The 24,008-nt window shown below is 70.2% G+C and carries 24 protein-coding genes; 10 read left to right on the top strand and 14 right to left on the bottom strand.

Features of this window, described 5'->3' with window-relative positions; all coding sequences use genetic code 11:
- Position 1 precedes the first annotated feature (1 nt).
- Positions 2 to 1,033 (bottom strand): LacI family DNA-binding transcriptional regulator, encoded by a 1,032-nt coding sequence (locus AB0K05_RS14065; RefSeq protein WP_219542838.1) that lies wholly within the window; start codon positions 1,031 to 1,033, stop codon positions 2 to 4.
- A 124-nt stretch (positions 1,034 to 1,157) separates the two neighbouring features.
- Between AB0K05_RS14065 and AB0K05_RS14060 the strand changes: the two genes are divergently transcribed.
- Both AB0K05_RS14060 and AB0K05_RS14055 read left to right on the top strand, forming a co-directional pair.
- Positions 1,158 to 2,573 (top strand): aspartate aminotransferase family protein, encoded by a 1,416-nt coding sequence (locus AB0K05_RS14060; RefSeq protein ID WP_364229284.1) that lies wholly within the window; start codon positions 1,158 to 1,160, stop codon positions 2,571 to 2,573.
- A gap of 14 nt (positions 2,574 to 2,587) precedes the next feature.
- On the top strand, positions 2,588 to 3,538 hold the full coding sequence (locus AB0K05_RS14055; protein WP_364229282.1) for an RDD family protein: 951 nt from the start codon (positions 2,588 to 2,590) through the stop codon (positions 3,536 to 3,538).
- On the opposite strand, the gene AB0K05_RS14050 is transcribed toward AB0K05_RS14055, so the two are convergent.
- Positions 3,522 to 3,932 carry an ATP-binding protein gene (locus tag AB0K05_RS14050; RefSeq protein WP_364229280.1) on the bottom strand — a complete coding sequence of 137 codons (411 nt, stop codon included), beginning with the start codon at positions 3,930 to 3,932 and terminating at the stop codon, positions 3,522 to 3,524. The two genes, AB0K05_RS14055 and AB0K05_RS14050, sit on opposite strands and share 17 nt — an antisense overlap.
- Before the next feature lie 274 nt (positions 3,933 to 4,206).
- Between AB0K05_RS14050 and AB0K05_RS14045 the strand changes: the two genes are divergently transcribed.
- The 3 genes from AB0K05_RS14045 to AB0K05_RS14035 are packed head-to-tail and all read left to right on the top strand — an operon-like array spanning position 4,207 to position 5,838.
- On the top strand, positions 4,207 to 5,040 hold the full coding sequence (locus tag AB0K05_RS14045; protein WP_364229278.1) for a helix-turn-helix transcriptional regulator: 834 nt from the start codon (positions 4,207 to 4,209) through the stop codon (positions 5,038 to 5,040).
- A 31-nt stretch (positions 5,041 to 5,071) separates the two neighbouring features.
- Positions 5,072 to 5,284, top strand: coding sequence for a DUF397 domain-containing protein (locus tag AB0K05_RS14040; protein ID WP_364229276.1), 213 nt, complete (start codon positions 5,072 to 5,074; stop codon positions 5,282 to 5,284).
- A 41-nt stretch (positions 5,285 to 5,325) separates the two neighbouring features.
- Complete coding sequence (locus tag AB0K05_RS14035; protein ID WP_364229274.1) at positions 5,326 to 5,838, top strand: hypothetical protein; 513 nt, start codon at positions 5,326 to 5,328, stop codon at positions 5,836 to 5,838.
- Here the strand turns inward: AB0K05_RS14035 and AB0K05_RS14030 are convergent.
- The 6 genes from AB0K05_RS14030 to AB0K05_RS14005 all read right to left on the bottom strand — a co-directional run bounded on the left by AB0K05_RS14030 (position 5,815) and on the right by AB0K05_RS14005 (position 13,722).
- The gene (locus tag AB0K05_RS14030) at positions 5,815 to 8,199 is read right to left on the bottom strand and encodes a glycoside hydrolase family 2 protein (protein WP_364229272.1); all 2,385 of its coding nucleotides are present in this window, start codon (positions 8,197 to 8,199) and stop codon (positions 5,815 to 5,817) included. The genes AB0K05_RS14035 and AB0K05_RS14030 overlap by 24 nt on opposite strands.
- An 11-nt stretch (positions 8,200 to 8,210) precedes the next feature.
- On the bottom strand, positions 8,211 to 9,086 hold the full coding sequence (locus tag AB0K05_RS14025) for an ATP-binding cassette domain-containing protein (protein ID WP_364229270.1): 876 nt from the start codon (positions 9,084 to 9,086) through the stop codon (positions 8,211 to 8,213).
- Complete coding sequence (locus AB0K05_RS14020) at positions 9,086 to 10,027, bottom strand: ABC transporter ATP-binding protein (protein WP_148035512.1); 942 nt, start codon at positions 10,025 to 10,027, stop codon at positions 9,086 to 9,088. Before AB0K05_RS14020 ends, AB0K05_RS14025 begins: the two co-directional genes overlap by 1 nt.
- Entirely contained in the window at positions 10,024 to 10,908 is an 885-nt protein-coding gene (locus AB0K05_RS14015) for an ABC transporter permease (RefSeq protein ID WP_148035513.1), read from the bottom strand. The genes AB0K05_RS14020 and AB0K05_RS14015 overlap by 4 nt, the downstream gene beginning before the upstream one ends.
- Positions 10,905 to 11,900 carry an ABC transporter permease gene (locus AB0K05_RS14010; protein WP_271277605.1) on the bottom strand — a complete coding sequence of 332 codons (996 nt, stop codon included), beginning with the start codon at positions 11,898 to 11,900 and terminating at the stop codon, positions 10,905 to 10,907. Before AB0K05_RS14010 ends, AB0K05_RS14015 begins: the two co-directional genes overlap by 4 nt.
- A 64-nt stretch (positions 11,901 to 11,964) precedes the next feature.
- Complete coding sequence (locus tag AB0K05_RS14005) at positions 11,965 to 13,722, bottom strand: ABC transporter substrate-binding protein (protein WP_364229267.1); 1,758 nt, start codon at positions 13,720 to 13,722, stop codon at positions 11,965 to 11,967.
- A 346-nt stretch (positions 13,723 to 14,068) separates the two neighbouring features.
- Here AB0K05_RS14005 and AB0K05_RS14000 point away from each other — a divergent pair, with 346 nt between their 5' ends.
- Positions 14,069 to 15,100, top strand: a complete 1,032-nt coding sequence (locus AB0K05_RS14000; RefSeq protein WP_271277603.1) for a LacI family DNA-binding transcriptional regulator — start codon at positions 14,069 to 14,071, stop codon at positions 15,098 to 15,100.
- A gap of 89 nt (positions 15,101 to 15,189) precedes the next feature.
- Here the strand turns inward: AB0K05_RS14000 and AB0K05_RS13995 are convergent, their stop codons facing one another.
- Entirely contained in the window at positions 15,190 to 16,041 is an 852-nt protein-coding gene (locus tag AB0K05_RS13995; protein WP_364229264.1) for an SDR family oxidoreductase, read from the bottom strand.
- A gap of 89 nt (positions 16,042 to 16,130) precedes the next feature.
- On the opposite strand from AB0K05_RS13995, the gene AB0K05_RS13990 reads away from it, so the two are divergent.
- Positions 16,131 to 16,490, top strand: coding sequence for a helix-turn-helix domain-containing protein (locus AB0K05_RS13990; protein WP_148035518.1), 360 nt, complete (start codon positions 16,131 to 16,133; stop codon positions 16,488 to 16,490).
- 7 nt (positions 16,491 to 16,497) lie between these two features.
- On the opposite strand, the gene AB0K05_RS13985 is transcribed toward AB0K05_RS13990, so the two are convergent.
- The 4 genes from AB0K05_RS13985 to AB0K05_RS13970 form a co-directional block, all read right to left on the bottom strand.
- Positions 16,498 to 17,037: a DinB family protein gene (locus AB0K05_RS13985; protein ID WP_364229262.1), complete on the bottom strand. Its 540-nt coding sequence runs from the start codon at positions 17,035 to 17,037 to the stop codon at positions 16,498 to 16,500.
- An 11-nt stretch (positions 17,038 to 17,048) separates the two neighbouring features.
- A complete protein-coding gene (locus AB0K05_RS13980; protein WP_364229260.1) occupies positions 17,049 to 18,749 on the bottom strand; it encodes an alpha/beta fold hydrolase in 1,701 nt (566 codons plus the stop codon).
- Positions 18,750 to 18,817: 68 nt separating this feature from the next.
- Entirely contained in the window at positions 18,818 to 19,378 is a 561-nt protein-coding gene (locus AB0K05_RS13975; RefSeq protein ID WP_271277599.1) for a TetR/AcrR family transcriptional regulator, read from the bottom strand.
- A 51-nt stretch (positions 19,379 to 19,429) separates the two neighbouring features.
- Positions 19,430 to 20,173, bottom strand: a complete 744-nt coding sequence (locus AB0K05_RS13970; protein WP_271277598.1) for a helix-turn-helix domain-containing protein — start codon at positions 20,171 to 20,173, stop codon at positions 19,430 to 19,432.
- A 245-nt stretch (positions 20,174 to 20,418) separates the two neighbouring features.
- On the opposite strand from AB0K05_RS13970, the gene AB0K05_RS13965 reads away from it, so the two are divergent.
- Together AB0K05_RS13965 and AB0K05_RS13960 are read left to right on the top strand one after the other, a co-directional pair.
- Entirely contained in the window at positions 20,419 to 21,648 is a 1,230-nt protein-coding gene (locus tag AB0K05_RS13965; protein WP_333485721.1) for a serine hydrolase domain-containing protein, read from the top strand.
- A gap of 28 nt (positions 21,649 to 21,676) precedes the next feature.
- Positions 21,677 to 22,078, top strand: a complete 402-nt coding sequence (locus AB0K05_RS13960) for a hypothetical protein (RefSeq protein ID WP_148035523.1) — start codon at positions 21,677 to 21,679, stop codon at positions 22,076 to 22,078.
- Here AB0K05_RS13960 and AB0K05_RS13955 read toward each other — a convergent pair.
- Positions 22,053 to 23,015: a DMT family transporter gene (locus AB0K05_RS13955; protein WP_345482655.1), complete on the bottom strand. Its 963-nt coding sequence runs from the start codon at positions 23,013 to 23,015 to the stop codon at positions 22,053 to 22,055. The genes AB0K05_RS13960 and AB0K05_RS13955 overlap by 26 nt on opposite strands.
- 93 nt (positions 23,016 to 23,108) lie before the next feature.
- Here AB0K05_RS13955 and AB0K05_RS13950 point away from each other — a divergent pair, with 93 nt between their 5' ends.
- Positions 23,109 to 23,960 carry a LysR family transcriptional regulator gene (locus AB0K05_RS13950; protein WP_271280298.1) on the top strand — a complete coding sequence of 284 codons (852 nt, stop codon included), beginning with the start codon at positions 23,109 to 23,111 and terminating at the stop codon, positions 23,958 to 23,960.
- Positions 23,961 to 24,008 lie beyond the last annotated feature (48 nt).

Here is a 24,008-nt window from a genome sequence, read left to right as displayed (position 1 = left end):
GTCAGCCGGGGGCGGGGCCGGTGCTCTCGCGTACGACCAGCTGGGGCTCGACCAGGCGGCGGGCCGGCTCGGTGTGGCCGGCCATGCGGTCGAGCAGCAGGTGGAAGGCGTGCCTGCCGACCTCGCCGAACTCCTGGCGGACCGTCGTCAGCGGCGGCCAGAAGTAGGCCGCCTCCGGGATGTCGTCGAACCCGACCACGCTCACGTCGTCCGGCACCCGGCGGCCCGCCTCGCGCAGGGCGCGCATGAGGCCGAGCGCCATCTGGTCGTTGCCCACGAAGATCGCCGTCACCGAGGGGTCGTCGGCCAGGCGCCGGCCGAGCTCGTGGCCGGAGCGCGGGCTCCAGTCGCCCCGCAGCGGCTCGGGGACCGGGCGGCCCGAGGACTCCAGCACCTGCCGCCAGCCGTCGATCCGGTAGTTGGCGTCCAGCCAGTCGACCGGCCCGCCCAGGTGGTGGACGGTCCGGTGGCCCAGGTCGAGCAGGTGGCGGGTGGCCCTGGCCGCCCCGGCGCGCTGGTCGACGGTGACGACGGGGACGGGGATGTCCTCACCGGCGTCGACCGCCACCACGGGCAGGTCGCGCGGCAGGTGGCGCAGGCCGTCGGCGGCGGATTCGTGCGGGGCGAGGATGACGACGCCGTCGACCGCCTGGGCGCGCAGCCGCCGCACCGCCTCCTCGATGGACCGCCTGCTGAGCAGGCTCAGGCTGGCGATGCTGACGCTGTAGCCGCTGAGCCTGGCGGTCTGCTCGATGCAGTAGAGGGTGGACGCGGGACCGTACAGGGTCGTGTCGATGCTGACCACGCCGAGCACGCCCGAGCGGCCGGTGACGAGCTGGCGGGCGGCCAGGTTGGGCCAGTAGTCGAGCTCGCGTACGGCGGCGAGCACGCGCTCGCGGGTTTCCGCCCGCACCCGGTGCGGTGCGTTGAGCACCCGCGAGACCGTCATCGCCGAGACCCCCGCCAGTGCTGCCACGTCGCCCAGCACGGCGGGCCTGCGCGGGGCCTCGGATTCGTCCCCTTTAGCGGCCATGCGCTCACCCCCCTAGATTTGCAATAACGCTAACAGGGAGGCAAAGCCGGTTTCGCGCTGCCTTTCCATCGGACGATTGACGGAACCGAATAACAGAATTAGGTTCGGCCGCTGAGGAGGACCATTGAACCTGCCCCGTATCGGGAAGACGGCCGAGGACCTGCTGGCCGAGCTCGCCCGGCTCACCGAACACGACCTGCCCGTGCGCGGCGGCCAGGTGACCTCTTATGTGTACGACACCGGGCGGCCCGAGGTGCACGACGCGGCGGCCCGCGCCTATGCGGCGATGCTGGAGGTCAACTGCCTGGACCCGACGGCGTTCCCGAGCATCGTCGAGATGGAGAAGCAGGTCGTCGGCGCCGTCGCGGACCTGTTAGGCGGCGGCCACGGCATCTTCACCAGCGGCGGCACCGAGTCGATCATGCTGGCGGTGAAGGCGGCCCGCGACGCGGCCTCCCGGCCCCGGCCGAACCTGGTGCTGCCGGTCACCGCCCACCCGGCCTTCCACAAGGCGGCCCACTACCTGGGGGTCGAGGTCAGGCCGGTGCCGGTGGACCTGGGGACGTTCAAGGCCGACGTGCGGGCGGTCTCGGCGGCGATGGACGAGGACACGGTGCTGGTCGTCGCGTCCGCTCCCTCGTACCCGCAGGGGGTGATCGACCCGGTCGGCGAGATCGCGGCGATCGCAGCTGAGGCGGGCGTGTTCTGCCACGTGGACGCGTGCGTGGGCGGCTGGCTGCTGCCGTGGCTGCGCGAGGCGGGCGCGGACGTGCCGCCGTTCGACCTGTCGGTGCCGGGGGTGACGTCGATCTCCTGCGACCTGCACAAGTTCGGGTACGCGCCGAAGGGGGCGTCGGTGGTGCTGTTCGCCGACCCGGCGATGCGGCGGCGGGCGTACTTCGCGTCGGCGGCCTGGCCCGGCTACACGATCATCAACGCGACCGTGCAGAGCTCCCGGTCGGCGGGGCCCTTGGGCGGGGCGTGGGCGACTCTGCAGGCGCTCGGCCGGGAAGGGTACGTCGAGCTGGGGCGGGCCACGCTGGAGGCGGCGGACCGGCTGCGCGCGGGGCTGGCCGGGATCGGCGGGCTGCGGGTGCTGGGCTCCGGGTCGACGCTGGTGGCCTTCACCTCCGACGACGTGGACGTGTTCGTGCTCGCCGACGAGGCGCGGGCGCGCGGGTGGTTCCTGCAGCCGCAGCTCTCGTACGCCGGGATCCCGGCGAACCTGCACATCACGGTCACGGGGGTGACGCTGGCCGGGGTGGACGCGATGCTGAAGGTGATCGCCGAGTCGGCGGAGGCCGCCCGGCGGCTCGGGCCTCCGGTTGTCCCGGACGGGCTGGTGGAGCTGATCACCGGGCTGGACCTGGACGCGCTGGACGACGCGACCTTCGCCGAGCTGGCCGCCTCGGTGGGGGTGGATCTGCGGCCTGGGTCCGGGCAGCCTCGGATGGCCGTGGTCAACGCCGTGCTGGACGCGCTCCCGGCCGAGCTGCGGGAGGCGATCCTGGTGCGGTTCCTGTCGGTGATCTACGGGTAGTAGCGTTCGCTCTCGTGCTCCCGTTACCCCGTAGGGTCCTCGCCGCCTGGTCGGCCGCCGTCGTCGTCGCCCTCGTACCCACGTGGTGGTTGTGGGAGGAGTGGCTGGTGCCGGAACTGCTGTATGTGCAGCAGGGCGTCGGGCTGGAGAACTATGAGGAGCATGCGGTCATCTATGGCATGGTCCGCCTGTACAGCAGTGCGAGACCGACACCGGTGCTGTCGCCGCTGGCCGGCGACCTCGGCGCGGTCGCGGAGGTCGCGTACGCCTGCGCGCTCCCGGCGGTGCTGGTGCTGGCCGGCTTCGTGGGCTGCCTGCGGCAGGGTGACCCGGAGGCGGTGGGGCGGCGGGTCGCGTGGGGGCTGGTGGCGGTGGCGGCGGCGGGGCCGGTCACCGCGCCGGATTTCTCGCTGACGGTTCTCAGCCCGGGATGGATCGCCGCCGTGGCCGACTGCTGGGGGCGTGACCAGGTCTGCTACCTGCTCGCGGCCTTGCTGGTGCTGGCCGCTTCGCTCGGCATGCCCCGCCGTCCCGGCTCTGTCCCTGAAGGGACCGGGCTCAGGGCGGCGGCGCTGCTGGCCGATTACGTGATTTTCTGGGCGGCGCTCGGCCTGGTGACGCCGCTGCTCTACGAGAGCCGCTTCGCCGGTCCCGGGGGGCTGCTCTCCCACCTGGAGTCCGGGATGCTGCCGGTGGGCACGGATCTGGCCGTGGTGGCGCTGCTGTTCCTGTACGTGTGGATCCCGCATGGCACGACCGTTGGCAAGCGGCTGCTCGGGCTCCGGGTGGAGGGCGCCGGGCCGGGGAAGGCGGCGCTGCGGGCGCTGCTCTTCCCTGTCGCCGTGCTGTGGCCGGTCTACGGGGTGTTGTGGCTGGCCGCCGACGTTCTTTGGTCGTTCGTGGAGAGGGACGGGCAGATGCTGCACGACCGGCTGCTGGGCACCTCTGTCAGGTCCCCGTCGTGAGCACTTCGGCCCACACCGCCCTTCCTCCGAGCGCGTCGTCTTCCGCACCCCAGCGGGACGAGATCTCTTGGACTATGTGTAGTCCTCGACCTGTGCAGTCCGTCTCCTTGAGCTCGCACAACTGAGGAACGGTCTTGGCTCCCTGATCAATGACGGAGATCCGCGCGACGGCGTCCCCGATCTCTCTGACATCGACCGTGATCAGCCCACCGGCCAAACCCGAGACGGTATGGCGTACGGCGTTGGAGACTAGCTCGCTGACCGCGAGAATTACGTGGTCCAGGTTCCGGTGTCCCGCGTCTATCAGAACGCGGCTGACGCAGTGGCGAGCCACCGACACCGATCGCGGAATACCCGGAAGCACCACCTCGGCAAGGAATCCTTCGTCCACCACGCCGCCTCCCGATTCCTGTCTTGGGCTCTTGCGTGACCTGGCCGTAGCCCTGGCAAGCAAGATCGCTTAGTAGTTTCGTAGCAGACCCGCTACTTTCAGCTACCTCACCTGGCCTGGCTGAAGCCTTTCCCTGGCGAAGTCACGGCCAAGTGTCCAATGGGCACGTGTAGATTGGCAAGTGCCAATCAGCAACTTCCTGATTAGTGTGGGTTGTACCCCTCGGGCTGGGAGACTGGAGAGTGATCCGATGGCGCACGAGACACGGAGTCCTACCGTGCGACGACGGCAACTGGCAAGCGCCCTTCGTGAGCTACGAGAAGAACGTGGCCTGAGCATCGAACAAGTCGCCAGCCATCTGGATTGGCATCCAACCAAGCTCAGCCGGTTCGAGACGGCTCGCAGGGCAATCCAGCCCAGCGATGTCCGAGCGCTGTTGGACGTTTATCAGGTGGACCGAGCGGAACGCGACAACATGCTCGTCCTGGCTCGCGAGGCACGCCAGCGGGACTGGTGGCAGGCGTATGGACAGGCAGTCCCTGAAGGGTTCAAGGTCTATTTGGGCCTGGAAGCAGCAGCCTCCTCGTTGCAGATCTACGAGAGCGAGTTCATCCCTGGCCTCGTCCAGACAGAGGACTACATTCGCGAGGTCCACAGAGCCACACTCGTCGACGCCGATGATCGGGACATTGAGCAGCGGGTGACCGTGCGGCTGACCCGGCAGAAGCTCCTGACGCGCGAGAACGCTCCGAAACTCTGGATGGTGGTCAACGAAGCCGTCATCCGGCGCGTCGTGGGCGGTCCTGACATCATGCGGGCGCAGCTCGAACGGCTGCTTGAGGCGACGAAACTGCCCAACGTCACACTTCAGGTACTTCCGTTCACGGCTGGAGCTCACCCCTCCATGGACGGGGCGTTTCACGTACTCAGCTTCGAACCGGCAGACACCGGCGTCGTGTACATCGAGTACCACACAGGTACGCTCTACTTGGAGAAGGCGCAAGAGATAGAGCGATATCTACAGAAGTTCGACCATCTCCGTGCTACGGCCCTCTCAGTGATCGACTCCTGTTCACTCATCGAGCAGGTTGCGCGTGATCTACGCAAGTAGCGGACCCCATTCATAGAGAAGGAGGTGCGAGATGGCGCAGCCGGACCTGTCTCGTGCCCATTGGCGCAAGGCTTCCAAGAGCAACGGTCAGGGTGGGGCATGCGTGGAGGTCGCTCTCAATCTGCCTGACATCGTCGCTGTGCGCGACAGCAAAGACCCTGATGGCTCTGTGCTGGTTTTCAGCCACCGGGAATGGGACGCGTTCCTTGATGGCGCGAGCAAGAGAGAGTTCGACATCCCCTGACAGTCCCTCTTGGCGATCTACAGCTAGTACCGTTTGCGGTCGTGCCCCCGTTACCGCGTCCTCTCCTCGCCGCCTGGCCGGTCGCTGCCGTCGCCGCCTTCCTGCCCTCCTGGTGGCGGTGGGAGGTGTGGCGGGAGTTGCACCCGCCGGAGGACGAACGGAGGATGACCGTGTTCTTCAGCCTGGTCCAGCCGCCCGCCGACTTCGCCGGGACTCCGGTGTTGACACCGCTGCTCACCGACCTGGGCTCCATCGGGGAGGTGGCGTTGCGATGGGCGCTGCCGGCGGTGCTGGTGCTGGCCGGGTTTCTCGCCTGTCTGGGGCGGGCGGATCCGGAGGTGGTGGGGCGGCGGGTCGCGTGGGGGTTGGTGGTGATGGCGGTGATCGAGCCGGTCACCGTCTACGATCCCGCCCTCCCGTTGATGGAGTGGGGCGGTTACGTCGTCGGGCTGTGGGGGGAGCCTCATCAGATGTGCTATCCGCTCGCGGCCCTGCTGGTGCTGGTCGGTTCGATGGCTTTGCCTCGCCGCTCAGGACTCGTTGACGCAGCGTAGGACGGGGTGGGTGGTGAGTGCCGACGGGTCCAGGGCGGCGTCCGAGGTGATGTGGAAGGTGGCGGTCTCACCCGGCAGGAGGGTGACGAGCATGGTGTCCACCGAGGCGGCGGGGTCCAGGCGGTCGGGGAAGAGGGCCAGGTCGCGCAGGATCGTGCGGGCGGTGACCGTCACGCGGTAGCCGCCGGTCACCCGATCGACGGAAGTGTCGTAGGCCGCCGGAGGGAAGGCCACGGCCGGGTCCTCGGCGAAGAAGGACAGGGTGCGCTCGTCGCCCAGGCGGACCGAGAGGAGTTCGCGGGAGGGGTCGTCGGGGGTGGCGACCGAAGGCGGGAGCGGCATCCGGACCACCGACCGGGGTTCGGCCGAGACCTCCAGCACCTCCTTGGCCAGTGGCTTACCGTCCAGATCGAGCCGGGTCACCAGCAGCGAACCCCGCCACGCCGAGCCCGAGTCGTTGACCACGGCCACCGAAGATCCCTGGACGGTGAGCAGACGGTCGGCGTAGAGGCGGCGCAGCGCGTACCACAACGGCTTGCGCCTGCCGTCGCCGTCGACCGCCGCCCAGGAGGTGACCGGCCAGCAGTCGTTGAGCTGCCAGACGATCGTGCCCATGCAGTACGGCGCCAGCGCGCGGAACCGCTCGACGCCGAAGGTGATCGCGCGTGCCTGGTTGAGCTGGGTCAGGTAGTGCCAGTCGTCGAACGAATCCGGCGCGGGCAGGTGGTCGCCGAGGCCGCGCAGCAGCTTGCCGTTGCCGTCGTCGGCCTTCTGGTGGTGCAGGACCAGCGGGGCGTCGGCGGCCAGCTCCCCGGAGACGGCGCGGCGGAGCGTGGCGTACGCGGGCGGCCCCTGGAAGCCGAACTCGGCCACGAACCGGGGCGTGTAGGTCGCGTAGTGGCGGTAGTCCTCCCGGTTCCAGACGTCCCAGATGTGGATGGTGCCGGTGGACGGGTCCTGCGGCGGGGCGGCGGGGTCGGCCGAGAACGGGCTGCCGGGGATGTACGGGCGGGTCGGGTCCAGCTCGGCCACGATCGACGGCAGCAGGTCGTGGTAGAGGCCGCCGCCCCAGCTCCGGCCCGCCAGCTCGTCCTGCCAGCCCCAGTCGGCGTGCCCCTCCAGGTTCTCGTTGTTGCCGCACCACAGCACCAGGCTGGGGTGCGGGGCGAGCCTGGTCACGTGCTCGCGCGCCTCGGCGGCCACCTCCGACCGGAACGGCTCCTCCTCCGGGTAGGCCGCGCAGGCGAACGGGAAGTCCTGCCACACCAGCAGCCCGAGCTCGTCGGCCAGGTCGTAGAAGTCCTCGCTCTCGTACAGGCCCCCGCCCCATACGCGCAGCAGGTTGACGCCCGCGCCGACGGCCTGGCCGAAGCGGGCGGCGAGCCGGTCGCGGGTGATCCTGGACGGGAAGCAGTCGTCGGGGATCCAGTTGACCCCGCGGGCGAACACCGGCGTCCCGTTGACGACGAGCCTGAACGCCTCCCGTTCCAGCTCGACCGTCCGGAACCCGATCTTCCCGGTCCACGACGACTCCCCGAGCCGCACGGCAAGCTCGTAGCGGTGCTGCTCCCCGTACCCGCGAGGCCACCACAGCCTGGGCGAGGGCACGGTCAGCGGCACGACGGCGGTCCGCTGACCGGCGGCGAGCCGCACCTCCGCCGAGACCCCGGCCACCTCGGCGACCAGGGTGAGCGGCGCCTCGGTGGCGCGCTCGACGCTCACGTGCACGTCCACCCGGCCCGAGCCGTCGGCGGCGACGGTGGCGAGCGGGCGGACCGCGGCCGGCCGGGCGCCGGTCCAGCTCTCCAGCCCGATCGGGCGCCAGATGCCGGCGGTGACCAGGGCGGGCCCCCAGTCCCAGCCGAAGTTGCAGGCCATCTTGCGGATGAACGCGTACGGCGCCTCGTAGGCGCCGGGGCGGGACCCGAGCGCGGCCCGCCGCTCCTCGGCGTACTCCAGCGCCGAGCCGAAGGTGACGGTGAGCGTGTTCTCGCCCTCGCGCAGCAGGTGCCGCACCGGGAACCGGTAGGAGCGGTGCTGGTTGGCGGTGGCGGCGACGCGCACCCCGTTCAGGGCGATCTCGGCCACCGTGTCCAGCCCTTCGCACACCAGGTCCGTGCGCTCGTGCTCGTCGCCCGACCAGGAGAACACGGTGGTGTACGTCCACGCGGTGCGGCCGATCCAGGCCAGCCGGTTCTCGTTGTCGTCCAGGTACGGGTCGTCGATGAGACCGGCGGCGAGCAGATCGGTGTGCACGCAACCGGGCACAGTGGCGGACACTGTGGCAGGCACTGTGGCGGGCACGTCCCCCGATGCGGCCGACAGGACCCAGCCGTCGTGCAGGGGTCGGTACGAGCTCACGTGGTTCTCCTTCAGCAGTCGTCGAGCTTGGCGCAGGCCACGAAGTGACCGGGCTCGGCCTCGTACAGGCCGCCGGTCGCGCCGCGCTCGTGATACAGGCAGGTCTCCACCGGCGGGGCGTCCTCCCACGGGGCGTGCAGCCGGGGGACGGACGACAGGAGCTGCCTGGTGTAGGGGTGCAGGGGGTCGTCGAACACCTTGTGCGTCAGCCCCATCTCGACGACCGCGCCGCTGCGCAGCACGACCGTGCGCTCGGCCAGGTAGTGGCCGAGCGACAGGTCGTGCGTCACGTACAGCACGCTCAGCCCGCGGCCCTTGAGCTCGGCGAGCAGGTTGAGCACGTCGATGCGGGTGGAGGCGTCGAGCATGCTGGTGATCTCGTCGGCGATCAGCAGCTTCAGGTCGAGCAGCAGCGCCCTGGCGATCAGCAGGCGCTGCAGCTGGCCGCCGCTGAGCTGGTGGGGGAACTTGCCGAGCACCTCGCGCGGGTTGAGCCGCACGTCCTCGATGGCCGAGTGGACCCGTTCGGTCCACTCCTTGCCGGGGACCGACGGGTAGTAGCTGTCCTTGATCAGCTGGAACACCCGGTCGGCCTTGAAGACCGGGTTGTAGCAGCTGAACGGGTCCTGGAAGACGCCCTGGACGGACCGGTAGTAGTCCCGGCCCGGCCTGACGGGCACGCCGTCGACGGTGATCGTCCCGCCGGTCATCGGGATCAGGCCGAGGATCATCTTGCCGATCGTGCTCTTCCCGCTGCCGCTCTCCCCGATGAGGGAGACGACCTCGCCGGGCCGCACCTCGAAGCTCACCGCGTCCACGGCCGTCAGCGTCCGCCCGCCGAAGGTCCCGACCTTGTAGACCTTGGTGACGTTCTCGACTTTCAGCATCAGGCCTTCCAGCACGCGACGAAGTGGTTGGGCTCGATCTCGTTCACCGGCGGCTCCTCGGCGCACTCGTCGCCGGCCAGCGGGCAGCGGTCGCGGAAGCGGCAGCCCCGCGGCGGGTTGAGCAGCGACGGCGGGCTGCCGGGGATGCCGGCCAGCTTGCGTTCCTCGTAGCGGACGCCGATCTCCGGCAGCGAGTTGATCAGCAGCTTCGTGTACGGGTGCTTCGGCGCCTTGATCAGTTTCTCCGACGGCGCCTTCTCCGCCAGCTTGCCCGCGTACATCACCATGACCGTGTCGGCGATGTGCGAGGTCAGCGCCAGGTCGTGGGTGATGAAGATCATGCTCTTGACGTAGCCGCCGTCGCGGAAGCCGAGCAGTGCCTTGGCCACCGCCTTCTGGGTGGACACGTCGAGCGCGGAGGTGATCTCGTCGGCGATCAGCAGCGCCGGGTCGAGCAGCGTGGAGATGACCATGACCATGCGCTGCTTCTGGCCGCCGGACAGCTCGATCGGGTAGCGGTCGAGCACCTCGCGCGGCAGCCCCACCATGCCGATCCGGCTCTCCAGCTCCTTCCTGTCGAGCGTCACGCCGCGCGAGCGGAGCAGCTCGGTCACCATCCTGCCGATCCGGCGGGTCGGGTTCATGGCGCTCATCGAGTACTGCGGGATGAGCGAGATCTCGTGGAAGCGGTAGTCGTTCATCGCCCGGTCGTCGCCGATCGGCAGCTCGCGGCCGTCCAGCTCGACGGTGCCGCCGACGTGGCGCATCCGGCCGTCCATGCGGATGAGGCTCTTGCCCAGCGTGGTCTTGCCGCAGCCGGACTCGCCCGCCAGGCCGAGGATCTCCCCGTCGTCCATGGTGAAGGAGACCCCGTCGAGCGCCTTCACATCGCCTCTGAGTGTCTTGTAGTGCACCCTCAGCTCGCTGACCCGCAGACTCATGTTTCCCTCAACTTCGGGTTGAAGACCTCGTCCAGACCGACGTTCGCCACGTACAGGGCGCCGACGACGGCGGTGATGGCCGCGCCCGGCGGCACGAACCACCACCAGAGGCCGAGCTGGAGCGCGCTCCACTGGGTCGCGTTCTGCAGCATCAGCCCGAGCGAGACGCCCTCCGTGGGCCCGAGCCCGATGAAGTCCAGCGAGGCGGCGATCAGCACCGAGCTGCCGAACAGCAGGATGAACGTCATGAACAGGTAGGAGCTCATGTTCGGCGCGATCTCCCGCGCGATGATCCTGGGCGTGCCAACCCCGCTCAGCCTGGCCAGGTCGACGAAGTCCCTGGACCGCAGCGAGAACGTCTGGGCCCGGATCGCCCGCGCCGCCCACGGCCAGGAGGTGAGGCCGATGAGCAGCGCCTGCATGCCGACGCTGCGGATGCCGAGGTAGGCGTTGATGATCAGCAGCACGGCCAGGGTCGGGATGACCAGCACGATGTTGGTGAGCATGTTGAGCACCTCGTCCACCATCCCGCCCCGGTAACCGGCGACGAACCCGATCACCATGGCGATCACGGCCGCGATGCCGCCGCCGATCGCGCCGGCCAGGATCGTGGTCCGCAGCCCGTACACGAACTGGACGAAGACGTCCTGTCCCTGTGTGGTCGTCCCGAACCAGTACTCCGACGAGGGCGGCAGCATCGGCATCGCCACGTACTCGTTGGGCGCGTCCACCCCCAGGATGACCGGCCCGAACAGGCCGGTCAGCGCGAGCACGAGCACGATGGAGAAGCCGATGACCAGTTTCGGGTTCCGTACGGCGAAGTAGAGCGCCTCGCGGCGCACCACGCGCTCCTCGGTGGGCAGTGCCGTCGTCGCGGTCATGCCTGCGCTCCCGCCATCCCGGTGCGCGTGCGTGGGTCGATGAGCACGTACACGATGTCGATGATGAAGTTGGCCACCAGCACCCCGATGACGATGAACATGAACGAGCCCTGCAGCAGGAAGAAGTCCTGGTTCTGGATCGCCTTGAGAATCAGGCTGCCGATCCCCGGATAGGAGAAGACGATCTCGGTGACCAGCGCGCCCGCGACCAGCACGCCGAGCTGCAGCGCCAGGCCGGTGATCTGGGGCAGGATCGCGTTGCGGTAGGCGTAGCGGCGGATCAGCTTGGCCGGCGCGCCGAGCGCGGCCAGGTAGTTGGAGTAGTCCGACTCCAGCTCATAGATGATCATGTTGCGCATGCCGATCGCCCACCCGCCCAGCGCCACCAGGAACAGCGACAGGAACGGCAGCGCCCAGTGGTGCAGCAGGTCCAGGAAGAACGTCCAGGACCAGCTCGGCGTGAGCGAGAAGCTGTAGCCGCCGGCGATCGGGAACCATCCGGCCACCACGCCGAACCCCCAGGCCAGCAGCACGGCCAGCCACATGTACGGGGTCGCGGTGAGGACGTAGCCGACCGGCAGCACGGTGTTGTCCAGCAGCTTCCTGCGCGCGGCGAACGCGCCGAACCGGTTGCCCACCCAGTAGCTGAGCAGCACCGCCGGGATCATCAACCCCAGCGTGTACGGGACAGCGCCCATGATCAGGTCGGTCACCGGCACCGGGAAGACGTAGATGCTGATGCCGAAGTCGCCCCGGAAGAGCGCGCCCCAGAAGTTCAGGTACTGCTGCCAGATCGGCTCGTCGAAGCCGAAGAGGTTGGTGTAGTAGACCCGCATCGCCTCGACGGCCTCGGGCTGTGAGACGCGGGCCCTGGCCAGCATGCTCGCGACCGGGTCGCCGGGCATGAAGCGCGGGATCACCCAGTTGACCGTGACGGCGGCCACGAAGGTGAGGCCGTAGATGAACAGTTTCCTGCCGAAGTATTGGCGCACGAAGATCTCCCCAAGGGACCCCCTCCGCCCGGAGGACGGGCGGAGGGGGCGCCGTTGTGTCAGGTCAGCCGGCCGCCGGCTGGAGCTGGGTCAGCGTCTCGAAGCCGCCGAGCTCCATCCAGTTGCGCCACATCGTGGGCGCGTGCTTGGGGGCGCCTTCCGCCGCGGAGGGCCAGTTCTTCCAGGTGGCGTTGCTGGCCTGGGCCCACATGCCGTTGTACCAGAGCGGGATGATCGGCATGTCGTCCATGTGGATCTTCTGGATCTTGGAGATGACCTCCTTCATCCCCTCGACGTCGTCCGTCTTGACCTTGTCGAGCTGCTGGACCAGCTCCCAGGCCTCCTTGTTCTCGTAGCGCCCGAAGTTGGTGGTGTTCTGCACCTTCCGGATCGGGAGCTGGAACATGTAGTCGTAGTAGGTCCACGGGCTGCTGGACAGCTGGCGCTCGTTGTTGATGACCAGGTCGAAGTTGCCCTTGCCGCGCTTCTCCACCAGGGCGTTGAAGTCGGGGAACTCGGGGGTGATCTCGATGCCGGCCGCCTTGCCGCTGCTGGAGATGACCCGGGCCGCCTCCATCCAGTCGGTCCAGCCGGTGGGCACCTCGATGGTCAGGCTGATCTTGGAGCCGTCCTTGTTCTCCACCAGCCCGTCGCCGTCGCGGTCGCGGTATCCGGCGTCGGCCAGCATCTTCTTGGCCTCGTCGGTGTTGAACGTGAAGCCGTCGGAGCTCACCACGGCCTGGTCGACGAACTGGTCCCACTGCGGCAGCAGGCCGGTCGGGCTGGCCGCCTTGACCAGGTTGCCGTAGACGCCCTCGACGATCTTCTTGACGTCGACCGAGGTGGCCAGCGCCTTCCGGAAGGCGGGGTCGTCCATCGGCTTCTTGGTGGTGTTGGGCACCAGCCAGGCGGTGTTGGCGGACAGCATGTACGGCGGCTCGTCGTAGTACGAGGTGATGCCGAAGTTGCCGTTGATCAGGTTCGCCACGCCGGGCATGAAGTTGTTGCTGAGGTCCAGGCCCTTCTGCAGCAGCATGCCCATGGCGACCTCGTTGCTGGGGTTCGCCACGTCCACGATGTACTTGGGCTTGGGCTCCATGCCGAGCGCGGTCTTGCCCCACCAGTCGTCACGCTTGACCCAGACCACGCGGTCCTGGTCGTGGCTCTGGTACTTGTAGGCGCCGCTGCCCACCGGGTTCTCGTTGACGCCGTTGAGCACGTCCTCCTCGGAGCGGCCGCTCCACACGTGCTCGGGGACGATCACGCGGCTGTAGAGGTTGAAGTCCCACTCCTGGTAGTTGGCCTCGGAGAAGGAGAAGCGGACCGTCTGGTCGTCGACCGCCTCCACGTTCTCCAGCCAGTCCCACATGTTGTGGAACGGCACGGTCTCCATCTTGCCGAGGCCGTAGGAGAACGCGACGTCCTTGGCGGTCAGCGGCTTGCCGTCGGCCCAGGTGACGCCCTGGCGGATCTTGGCCTCGTACGTCTTGTCGTCCGTCCAGCTGCCGCTCTCGGCGATCCAGGGGACGAGTTTGCCCGCGTTCGGGTCGTAGTGGAAGAGCGTCTCGTACACCAGGCCCTTGGTCCCGGTGGCGTAGTCCCACTCGCGGATCGGGTTGAAGTTGGCCGGCGGGCCCCACTGGGTGCCGGTCGTGTACAGCGTCTCGTTGCGGGGCAGCGCGCCGGCGTTGCCCTGGGCGGGCGGGCTGCCCGCCTGGGAGGTCGCGGGTGTCGGTGCGGCGGTGCCGCCGCCACCGGTACAGGCGGCTGCGGCCAGGCCCGCCGCGAGGAGCGGTATGAGAATCCGCGCCCGGGTCTGCATCTGTGCTCTCCTTCCCCCGCCTTGTCGGCGGAGGTCGACCGTCTGTCCAACCCCCGAACGTTGGGCGGCCCGGGACATACGCCGCCGCACGGCCGTCCGCTGCTGCCTTGTGGGAGCGCTCCCGAAATGTCGCGGACGGCTTGTCGCTGAACCGGATAAGTACCGCGACGGTAAAATCGGCGCGACGATCGCGTCAAGGGTCGTAACGAGTTTGAGATGCACCGTTCGGAGGACCGGTTAAGCCGAGGGAGCGCTCCCAACGACGGTTTCGCAGGTGCGCGCCCTTCTCGCCGGTAGTAAGGTGCGTTCACGTACCTGACTAACCGGTTCACATCCAGGGGGCTCGGTGAAGCGACCAACGATCGCCGACATCGCGCGCAGGGCGGGGGTCTCCAAAGTGGCCGTCTCCTACGCACTCAACGACCGCCCCGGCGTGTCGCCCGCGAAGCGCGCGGCGATCAAGGCCATCGCCGAGGAGATCGGCTGGCGGCCCAACAGCGCCGCCCGCGCGCTCAACGGCGCGCAGGCCCGCTCCGTCGGGCTCACCCTCTGCCGCCCCGCCCGCATCCTCGGCGTCGAGCCGTTCTTCATGGAGCTGATCAGCGGCATCGAGACCGAGCTGTCCGCCCGCTCCTACGCCCTCATGCTCCAGGTCGTCACCGCCCCCGAGCAGGAGACCGAGGTCTACCGGCGCTGGTGGGGCGAGGGCCGCGTCGACGGCGCCATCCTCGTCGACCTGCGCTTCTCCGACCCCCGCGTCACGGCGCTGCACGAGCTCGGCATGCCCGCCGTCGTCCTCGGCGACCCGTCCGAAGCCGGCGCGCTCACCCCCGTCTGGGCCGACGACGCCGCCGCCGTCCGCGAGACGGTCGAGTATCTGCACGCCCTCGGCCACCGCCGCGTCGCCCGCGTCGCCGGGCTGCCCGACCTCGTCCACACCGTCCTGCGCGACCAGGCGTTCACCGCCGCCTGCCGGGAGCTCGGGCTGGAGTGGCACACGATCATGCACACCGACTACACCGGCGAGGAGGGCGCCCACGCCACCCGCCGGCTGATGAGCGCCGCCACCCGCCCGACGGCCATCATGTACGACAACGACATCATGGCGGTCGCGGGCATGTCGGCCGCCGACGAGCTGCGGCTCCGGGTGCCGGCCGACCTGTCGATCGTGGCCTGGGACGACTCGCCGCTCTCCCAGATCGTCCGGCCCGCCCTCAGCGCGCTCACCCGCGACATCCCGGCCTACGGCGCGCACGCGGCGCGGGCGCTGCTTTCACTGATCGAAGGACAGGAGGTCGAGGCCATCCGCGACCAGGCCCCCCGCCTCGTCCCCCGCGGCAGCACCGCCCCTCCCCCGGCCGCACAGCGGCCTGGCTAACCCTGCCGACCACGAGGCCGCCGAAGCGGAACAAGCTCAGCCATCGAGCTGACCAAGGGGTCTCAGCTTGGGCACATCGAGAGCTCGGGTCAGTGCTTGAGCGCGCTCGTGATGGCCTCGGCGAGTGGGGTCGGGGGCCGGCCGATGAGCTGCCGCAGGTCGTCGGAGGTACGGGTGAGCAGGCCGCGCTCGATCGCCCGGTCGATGTCGGCCACCAGGTCCGCCACCGGCTCGGGCAGCCCGGCGCCCAGCAGGAGGCCCCGGTGTTCCTCGGTGGTCAGGGGCCGGTACTCGACCGCCCGGCCCGACTGCTTCGACAACTCGGCCGCGAACTCGGCGAAGGACCACGCCGTGTCGCCGCACAGCTCGTACGCCCTGCCCTCGTGACCCTCGCCGGTGAGGACGGCGACGGCCGCGGCAGCGTAGTCGGCCCGTGAGGCGGTGGCGATCCGCCCGTCGCCGGCGGAGGCGGTGACGGCTCCGCGTTCCAGGGCCTGGGGGATGGTCTCGGTGTAGACCTCGTGGTAGAAGCCGTTGCGCAGGAACGTGTACGGCACCCCGGCGTCGAGGATGGCCTGCTCGGTGGCCTTGTGGTCGGCGGCCAGGACGAAGTCGGCCTCGGGCCCGCCGAGCACGCTGGTGTAGGCGAGCAGCGCCACACCCGCGTCGCGGGCCGCCTCGACGACGTTGCGGTGCTGGGGCTCGCGCCGCCCCGGCTCGCTGCCGGAGACGAACAGCACCCTGTCGCCGGCGCGGAAGGCCTCACGCAACGCCTCGGGCTCGTCGTAGTCGGCGACCCGCACCTCCACACCCCGCTCGGCGAGACGGGCGGCCTTGTCCTTGTCGCGGACCACGGCGGCGACGGGCTCGCCCGCCTTCAGCAACCCGTCCACGACCAGGCCGCCGAGGTGTCCGGTGGCTCCGGTGACGACGAAACTCATGATGCGTGATATCCCTTCTGCCGTTTCCGCCCAGCTTAGGCAGGAAACTCACTCTGGAAGGAGTACACACTTCAAAGTAAGGTACTGACATGAAAGTAAGGGTCACGGAGGAGACGTGCCCGTACCGGCTCGTCCTGGAGCACGTCACCAGCCGCTGGGGCGTCCTCATCCTGCTGGCGTTGGAGAAGCGCACCCACCGCTTCAGCGAGCTGCGCCGCGAGATCGGCAGGGTCAGCGAGAAGATGCTCGCCCAGACCCTCCAGACCCTGGAGCGCGACGGCTTCGTCCGCCGCGACGCCCGTCCGGTCATCCCGCCCCACGTCGACTACTCCCTCACCCCCCTCGGCCGCGAAGCCGCCACCCAGGTCCGCTCCCTCGCCGAATGGACCGAACGCCGCCTCCCGGCCGTCCAGACAGCCCGCGAGGAGTACGACTCCGCGAAGGGCTGATCGTCGCCTACTCGCCCGTGAGGCCGTCGATCGACTCGCGGATGAGGTCGGCGTGGCCGTTGTGGCGGGCGTACTCCTCGATCATGTGGCACAGGATCCAGCGCAGGTTGGGGGTGTCGCCGTTGGGCCAGGTGCGGCGGGCGAGTTGCTCCGGGCCGCCGACGGCCAGCGCCTCCTTGACGGCGGCGCGGGAGCGGGTCACGGCGTCCTGCCAGAGCTCCATGAGCTGCTCCGGCGTGTCCTGGTCGGCCGAGTGCCAGTCCCAGTCGCTGTCGGCCTTCCAGTCGACGGCGTCCCACGGGGCGTGCGCGTCGCGGCCGTGCAGGAACGCCGAGAACCAGTAGTCCTCGACGTAGGCCAGGTGTTTGATCATGCCGCCGAGGGTCATCGAGGAGGCGGCGACGGTCACGTTCAGGCCGGCCGCGTCCAGGCCGCCGATCTTCCACTCGAACGTGGCACGCTGGAAGTCGAGGAAGCCCAGGAGGGTGCCGGTCTCGTCGGCGTTGACAGGAGGCTCCGGCCTGCCCTGCTCGTCTATGTTCGTCATGATCGGTGAGTCTAGAGGCCGATTCTGGGCGGTGTGCCCGCGCCGGCGAGCGCGTGGACGAGGTCGTCCGGATGGGTCAGCTGAGGGTAGTGGCCGGCTCCCTCGATCACCGTCACCGGCCGGTCCACGGGCGTGACCAGCGGGTCGGCCGAGCCCACGACGATGTCCACGGGCACCGTCACCCGGGACAGCGTGCTCGCGAGGTCGGCGCGGGCGGCTCGCATGGCGGCGACGACGCGGCGGGCGTGACCGGGGCGGGCGAGGTTCGCGGCGGCGCTGGCGGTGGCGGGGCTCTCGGGGACGCCGAGCGCGCGGGCCAGCCGGGCGGAGGTCATGCGCCGCAGCACGGGGACGGCGAGCGAGGAGCGCCGCGGCCACGGGGCGGGAGCCTGGAGGAACGCCGGGGCGACCAGCACGAGGCGGGCGAGGTCGTCGGGGTGGGCCGCCGCGTGACGGATGGCCGGACCGCACGCCAGGGAGTGGGCCACCAGCGTGGGCCTGCTCCCGACCGTACGGAGGAGCTCGGCCAGCCAGTCCTCCAGAGGCCCGTCGGCGGGGGACGACCGGCCGAGACCGGGCTGGTCGGCGGCGAGGACGGGGGCGTCGAGCCGTTCGACCACCTGCGACCACGACGCGGAGTCGAGCGGCAGCCCGTGCAGCAGGACGTGCGACGGGTGCTCGCGCTCCCCGGTCAGCCACGTCGCGCTGCCCGCGACCCGGTGGAACCCGTACGGTCCGCGCGGCGGGGCCGACGTGCCGAAGCCGGTGGCGACGAGGTCGTCGGCCCACCGCTTGAGCGCCCGTCCGACCGGGGGCATGGGACGCCTGGCGACAGCCTGGGCGGAGGCGGTGTCGTAACGGTCCGCGGACAGGAAGGACAGGGTCTCCGGCTCGACTCCGGTGATCGTACGGGGGAGGCGCCGCAGCAGCCCGACCGGGATCGTGCGTTCCGGCGCCGGGACTCCGAGGTGTGCGGCGATCAGCTTGACGAGGTCGGGCAGGTGGGGTGTCTCCTCGTCGAGCACCCAGTAGGCGTTGCCCTCGGTCCTCTCGTCCGCGGGGAGGTCGGCGAGGAAGGCGGCGAGATAGCCGAGGTCGACCACGGGCACGAACACCTCGGGGCCTCCCGGGACGGCGGGCAGCCGGCCGCGCCAGAGGTCGGACACCAGCGAGGCGAGGCCGATGAACTGGCCGGGGCCGATCACGGTGGCCGGGTTGGCGATGGTCAGCGGGATGCCCCGCTCCCGGGCGCGGGCCCGTACCGCCGTGTCGCCCTCCCGCTTGGACCCCTCGTAGGCGCCCAGCCTGCGGTAGTCGGGGGCGCCGCCACCGCTCACCCGGTATCCGCTGATGTGCACCACCCGGCGCAGGTACGTCAGGGTGGCGGCCCAGTCGAGGACGTTGAGCGCACCGGTGACGTTCACGGCTCGCGCCTCCGTGACGCCCAGGCCGAAGGCGAACCGGGCGGCGGTGTTGTAGACGTCGCGTACGTCTGCCAGGTCGTCCGCCAGACCGAGGCCGGGGCGGGTGATGTCGGCGGTCACGACGCGGAGGCCGTCGAGGGGGAAGTCGCGCTCGGCGAGTGCGGACGCCAGGCGGTCTCCCCCGCCGCGGACGGCGGCGGCGACGCCGTGGCCGCGCCGCAGGAGCTCCTCGACCAGGGCACGGCCGACGAAACCCGCGGCGCCGAAGACGATCGAGTCGGGTCGCATGGCAACTCCTTGAAAATAGATCGGTCTACATATTTTGAGGGCATGGGTCGGCCGGTCCCGGCCGTCGTTCACAGCAGGGCGGCGACCTTCCGGGCCGCCCGGTCCAGAGGCTCGCGGCTGCGTCGCGCTCTGGCCAGCAGCAGCGCGCCCTCGATCAGGGCCAGGACGGTCGTGGCGGTGTCGTCAGCGTCCGGATGCCCGCCGGCGGCGAGCCGCTCCCGGAGGATGGCCTCCCACGAGTCGTAGACCTCGGCGCAGACCTGCTGGAGGGCGTCGTTCCCGGCCGCCATCTCCAGGGCGACCGTGGCCACCGGGCAGCCCTTGCGCCAGCCCGACGCCTCCAGCCGGTCGGCCAGCAGGTGGATGACGCCGGTCACCAGGGAGACGGTGTCGGGGGCGGTGTCCGCGAGGTCACGCACGGCCTGCTCGATCTCCCGGCCGGCCCGCCGCAGCGCCTCGGCGACCAGGTGGTCCTTGCCGCCGGGGAAGTGGAAGTAGAGCGATCCCCTGGGCATGCCGCTGGCGGCGATCACCTGGTTGAGCCCGGCGGCGGAGTATCCCCCGGCCTCGATCAGCTCCTGCGTCGCGTCGAGCAGCCGCGCCCGCGTCTGGTCCCCTTTGCGTCCCACACGAGTGAAAATAGACCGGTCTTCATATAAAGCGCAACCGTCCGGCAGTTCTCACCTGCGCACGCCGGGCCCGTCCGCGCGTTCGCCCCGGAGGGCCGGTTTCTGCTGCCACCGCTCGATGACCTGCCGGAAGGCCTCGCTCAGGAGGAGGAGGAGTTCGGCGGAGGTCTCGAAGCGGGCGCCCGCCGGCGTCGTGACCCCCAGGATCTCGGCCCCGCGCCGCGACGCGGCCGCCAGGGCCTCGTTCATCCGCAGAGCCGCGAGGAGGTTCGGGAGCCAGATCTCGTCGTCGACGACATAGCGTTCGCGACGCGCGCCGGGAACCCGCTCGCGCCTCAGCATTCCCTGCTGTTCGAGGAAGGCGATGGCGTGCGAGATCGACGCCGGGCTGACGCGGAGCCGCTGGACCAGGTCGGCGGCGGTGAGCGTGCCGGAGTCCGTGATGTACAGGCAGGCCAGCACCCGGGCCTCCATCCGGGGCAGCCCCTGCTGGACGAGAAGCTCGGTGAAGGACTCCGTGAAGTCGAGCACCGCTCGGGGATCACGCCCGTGGTCGTCGTCGGGGATCGGCGGCGCCGGCGGCCGGGACGGCTTGTGCCGGCGCGCACGATGCCGCGCGGCCTCGTGGGCCCGGTCCGCACGGTAGTCGTCGGGCCCGCCGTTGCGGGCGACCTCCCGCATCACGGTCGAGGCGGGCCGCCCCAGGCGCCGGCCGATCTCCGCGTATCCGAGCCCCTCGGCCAGCCCCTCAGCGATGTGCCGACGGTCCTCGTCAGTGAGTCTGCCTCCGGGCATCGGTGTTCGTCTCCCATCCGCCGGCATGCGCGCGCTCGCTGCACAGTATGCATTCACTCCGAGCCTGTTGCAATGCCTGCTTGATCATTCATTGCGTTCAGCTCCATCCTTATTGCAATGCAAGCATCTAGATCCTGCTTGAACAGGAAGGATGTATGCCTTTTTGTGTTGACTGATTCTTGAATGCAATGTAGCTTTCCAGGTGTTCAAAGATTTCCGAACAGACGGTGAGCGAGGGGATGATGATGGAACACAGCAACGGCGGCTTCTCCGCGGCAGGGCTACGCAGGATGCGCGAGGTGCTGGCCGAGCATGTCGACTCCGGGAAGATCCCCGGGCTCGTCGCCCTGGTCAGCCGTGGCGGCCGGACACATGTCGAGGCGCTCGGGACGATGCACCGCGACGGCGGCGCGCCGATGAGCCGCGACACGATCTTCCGGATGGCCTCCACGTCCAAGCCGGTCACGGTCGCGGGGGCGATGGTGCTGCTGGACGAGTGCCGGCTGCGGCTGGACGACCCGGTGGAGCCATGGCTGCCCGAACTGGCCGACCGGCGGGTGCTGAGGCGGATCGACGGCCCGCTGGACGACACCGTGCCGGCGCGGCGGCCGATCACCGTACGTGACCTGCTGACCTCCACGTTCGGGCTCGGCATGGACATGATGGCGCTCGGCACGCCGATCATGAACGCGGTCTTCGAGCGAGGGCTCACGCCCAACCTGCCGGTGCCGATGCCCGAGCCTGACGAGTGGATGCGCCGTCTGGGCGAGCTTCCGCTGATGCACCAGCCCGGCGAGCACTGGCAGTACCAGATCAGCAACGACCTGCTCGGTGTGCTGGTGGCCCGGGTCACCGGCCGGTCGTTCGAGGATTTCCTGCGCGAGCGCGTCTTCGACCCGCTCGGGATGAACGACACCGGTTTCCACGTGCCCGCCGACCGGCTCGACCGGCTGCCGGCTCTCTACGCCCCCGACCCGCAGACCGGCGAGTTCCTGGTGTGGGACGAGGCCAAGGGAGGGCGGTGGAGCGAGCCGCCGGCGTTCCAGGGAGGCGGCGGCGGGCTGGTGTCCACCGTCGACGACTACCACGCCTACTTCCGGATGCTGCTCAACGGCGGGGTGCACGAAGGGAGGCGGATCCTGTCGCGGCCCGCCGTCGAGCTCATGACCACCAACCGGCTCACGCCCGAGCAGACCGCCGCCCGCACCGCCACGGCCGTCGACAACGTCCACATCTCGCACGGCCAGGGCCAGCACGGCGGCTGGGGCGTGGGGATGGCGGTGCGCACCTACCGCGGCGACTACGCTCCGGTCGGCCAGTTCGGCTGGGACGGCGGCACCGGCACCACGAGCTACGCCGACCCGCACAACCGGCTCGTCGGCATCCTGCTCACCCAGGTCGGGCTGTCCGTCCCGGATCCCGCGCGGCTGATCCACGACTTCTGGACCACGCTCTACCAGGCCATCGACGACTGACACCGACCCCGCGAAGGAGCACACCACCATGTCCATCACCCTCACCGACCAGGACAAGCGCACCCTGCGCACCGCCGCCTACGGCGCCGTCTCGCTGCTGGCCGCCGCCTCCGGCAAGCCCCACAAGGTCGCCACCGGCGGCTCCGTCGCTCTGTACTCCGCGACCGGCCCGGTCGGGCACGCGCTCGCCGAGAAGACCAGAGACATCGACCTGAACGGCAAGTCCGTGGCCGCGCTCGCCGACCATGTGCTGCCGGCCCTGACGGAGGCCATGAGCCTGCTCAAGCGGCAGGATCCGGCGGCGGCCGGCGACTTCCGCGACACCGTCCTCATCGCCGTCGAAGCAGCCGCCCGGGCACAGGAAGGCGAGCCCGGCCCAGTCATGGCGGAGATGGCCCGCAAGATCACCGCAGCCCTCGACGCCGGCTGACGGGATGTCCCGGGGTCCTCTCCGGATCCCGGGACGCGGCGTGCCGGGACCCGGAGAGGACCCCAGGCGCCGCCCGGTCCGTGCGCGAGAGGAAGACCCCGGCGATCACGAGGACCCCGCCCGCGACGACGTTCCAGCCCAGCGGTTCGCCGAGCAGCGTCACGCCGAGCGACGTCGACCACACCGGGGTCACGTACGTCACGGTGGCGGCCACCGTGGACCCGGCCGAGCGGATCACCCGCAGGTTCAGGATGTACGCCAGACCCGTCCCGACAGCGCCGAGCACCACGAGCGCCGCCGCGGCCGGCACGCCCGGCCAGGACGGCCCGCCACCGCCGAGGGGAGCGAAGACGGCCAGCTGGGCGGTCGCGCAGACGATCTGCACGGCCGACAGGGCGGCGGCGGAGCCCTCCCGCGCGGAGTAGAACCTGCGGGTGTAGGCGAAACCGGCCCCGTAGCAGGTCGTCGCCGCCAGGCAGGCGAGGCTCCCGGCCAGCGGGGCGCCGTCCACGCCCTGCCAGATCCCGAGGACCACGAGGACCCCCGCGAAGCCGACGAGCAGCCCGAGCAGGCGCCGGGCGGTCGGCCTCTCCTGCGGCACCATGAGGATGACGAACACCAGCGTGGTCAGCGGCGTCGTCGCGTTCCACACCCCGGCGAGCACCGAGCTCACCAGCGTCTCGCCGTACGCGAGGAAGGTGAACGGCACCGCGTTGAGCAGCGCGGCCACCACCAGCGCGTGCCCCCACACGGTGCGGTCGCGGGGGAGGCGCTCGCGCCGGAGCGCGCACACCGCGAGGAGAGCCAGCGCGCCGAAGAAGCACCGCCAGAACGCGACCCACAGCGGCGGGACCCCCGCCTCGACCGCGATCTTGATCAGCGCGAAGCTCGCCCCCCAGATGACCGACAGCATCACGAACCCCGGCATCCAGCGCATCCGGCCTCCCTCGGTGTGGCTATGGACGGCATCCTGCTCACGCGGGAATCATGAGTCCAACAAGTTGGACCACGGATGCCATGAAGGATGCTCATGACGGTGCACATCGCGCAGCTGAAGGCGTTCGTGGCGGTGCTGGACGAAGGCGGCTTCGGCGCCGCGGCCGACAGCCTCGGGGTGAGCCAGTCGGCCGTCTCCCACTCCGTCGCCGCGCTGGAGCGGACGCTCGGCACTCCGGTGCTGCTCCGCCAGGGCGGCCCTCGGCCCACCGCGTTCGGCGAACGGATCCTCGCGCACGCCCGCGCGGCCGTCGCGGCAGCCGTCGCCATCGAGGACCTCGTCGCGCGGCGGGACGGCGTGCCGAGCGGGGCCATCAGGCTGGCCGCCCCGCCGAGCGTGTGCCAAGGGCTCCTTCCCGGCCTGCTGAACCGCTGGAGGTCCGACTTCCCCAAGGTCGAGATCACCGTGTTCGAGGGCGAGGACGACGAGGTCGCCGACTGGCTCGCGGACTCCACCGTCGAACTCGCCGTGCTGGTCGATCCGCCTCCGGGCGCCGGGGCGGTCGTCGGCGAGGACGCCTTCCACGCCCTGCTCCGCCGGGACCACCCTCTCGCGGGGGAACCGTCCGTCAGCATGGCGGACCTGGCGGACGACGCCTTCCTGCTGTCGTGCGGCGGCTGCGAGCCGCACATCAGGGAGGTCTTCCGACGGGGAGGCGTGCCCTTCACGCCCACGCACCGGATCCGCGAGATGGGCACGCTGCTCGCCATGGTGCGCTCCGGCGTCGGGGTGACCGTCGTGCCCGGTCTCACCGCCGCGATGATCGACACCCGGCTCGTCCTGGTGCCGCTCGACCAGCGGGTCACCAGGAGACTGGTGCTCACCGGCCCGCCCGGCCGGCCCTGGCACCCCGCCGCGGAGGCGATCGTGGACACCGTGCGCTGACGCCGAGTTCCCGCTGACCTCTTCACAGGGAGCGCGGCGAGTGTTAAA

Source organism: Nonomuraea sp. NPDC049486 (assembly GCF_040676925.1).
GTDB lineage: Bacteria > Actinomycetota > Actinomycetes > Streptosporangiales > Streptosporangiaceae > Nonomuraea > Nonomuraea ferruginea.
Note: the sequence above shows the minus strand (reverse complement) of the source record. Positions and strands in the feature narration are given on the sequence as shown.

Bases quoted from the DNA above. Each gene is read 5' to 3' on its own strand.
- AB0K05_RS14065 (WP_219542838.1), bottom strand. From the start codon at position 1,033: ATGGCCGCTAAAGGGGACGAATCCGAGGCCCCGCGCAGGCCCGCCGTG.
- AB0K05_RS14040 (WP_364229276.1), top strand. From the start codon at position 5,072: ATGGCGCAGCCGGACCTGTCTCGTGCCCATTGGCGCAAGGCTTCCAAG.
- AB0K05_RS14025 (WP_364229270.1), bottom strand. From the start codon at position 9,086: ATGCTGAAAGTCGAGAACGTCACCAAGGTCTACAAGGTCGGGACCTTC.
- AB0K05_RS14020 (WP_148035512.1), bottom strand. From the start codon at position 10,027: ATGAGTCTGCGGGTCAGCGAGCTGAGGGTGCACTACAAGACACTCAGA.
- AB0K05_RS14015 (WP_148035513.1), bottom strand. From the start codon at position 10,908: ATGACCGCGACGACGGCACTGCCCACCGAGGAGCGCGTGGTGCGCCGC.
- AB0K05_RS14005 (WP_364229267.1), bottom strand. From the start codon at position 13,722: ATGCAGACCCGGGCGCGGATTCTCATACCGCTCCTCGCGGCGGGCCTG.
- AB0K05_RS13995 (WP_364229264.1), bottom strand. From the start codon at position 16,041: ATGAGTTTCGTCGTCACCGGAGCCACCGGACACCTCGGCGGCCTGGTC.
- AB0K05_RS13990 (WP_148035518.1), top strand. From the start codon at position 16,131: ATGAAAGTAAGGGTCACGGAGGAGACGTGCCCGTACCGGCTCGTCCTG.
- AB0K05_RS13985 (WP_364229262.1), bottom strand. From the start codon at position 17,037: ATGACGAACATAGACGAGCAGGGCAGGCCGGAGCCTCCTGTCAACGCC.
- AB0K05_RS13980 (WP_364229260.1), bottom strand. From the start codon at position 18,749: ATGCGACCCGACTCGATCGTCTTCGGCGCCGCGGGTTTCGTCGGCCGT.
- AB0K05_RS13970 (WP_271277598.1), bottom strand. From the start codon at position 20,173: ATGCCCGGAGGCAGACTCACTGACGAGGACCGTCGGCACATCGCTGAG.
- AB0K05_RS13965 (WP_333485721.1), top strand. From the start codon at position 20,419: ATGGAACACAGCAACGGCGGCTTCTCCGCGGCAGGGCTACGCAGGATG.
- AB0K05_RS13960 (WP_148035523.1), top strand. From the start codon at position 21,677: ATGTCCATCACCCTCACCGACCAGGACAAGCGCACCCTGCGCACCGCC.
- AB0K05_RS13955 (WP_345482655.1), bottom strand. From the start codon at position 23,015: ATGCGCTGGATGCCGGGGTTCGTGATGCTGTCGGTCATCTGGGGGGCG.
- AB0K05_RS13950 (WP_271280298.1), top strand. From the start codon at position 23,109: ATGACGGTGCACATCGCGCAGCTGAAGGCGTTCGTGGCGGTGCTGGAC.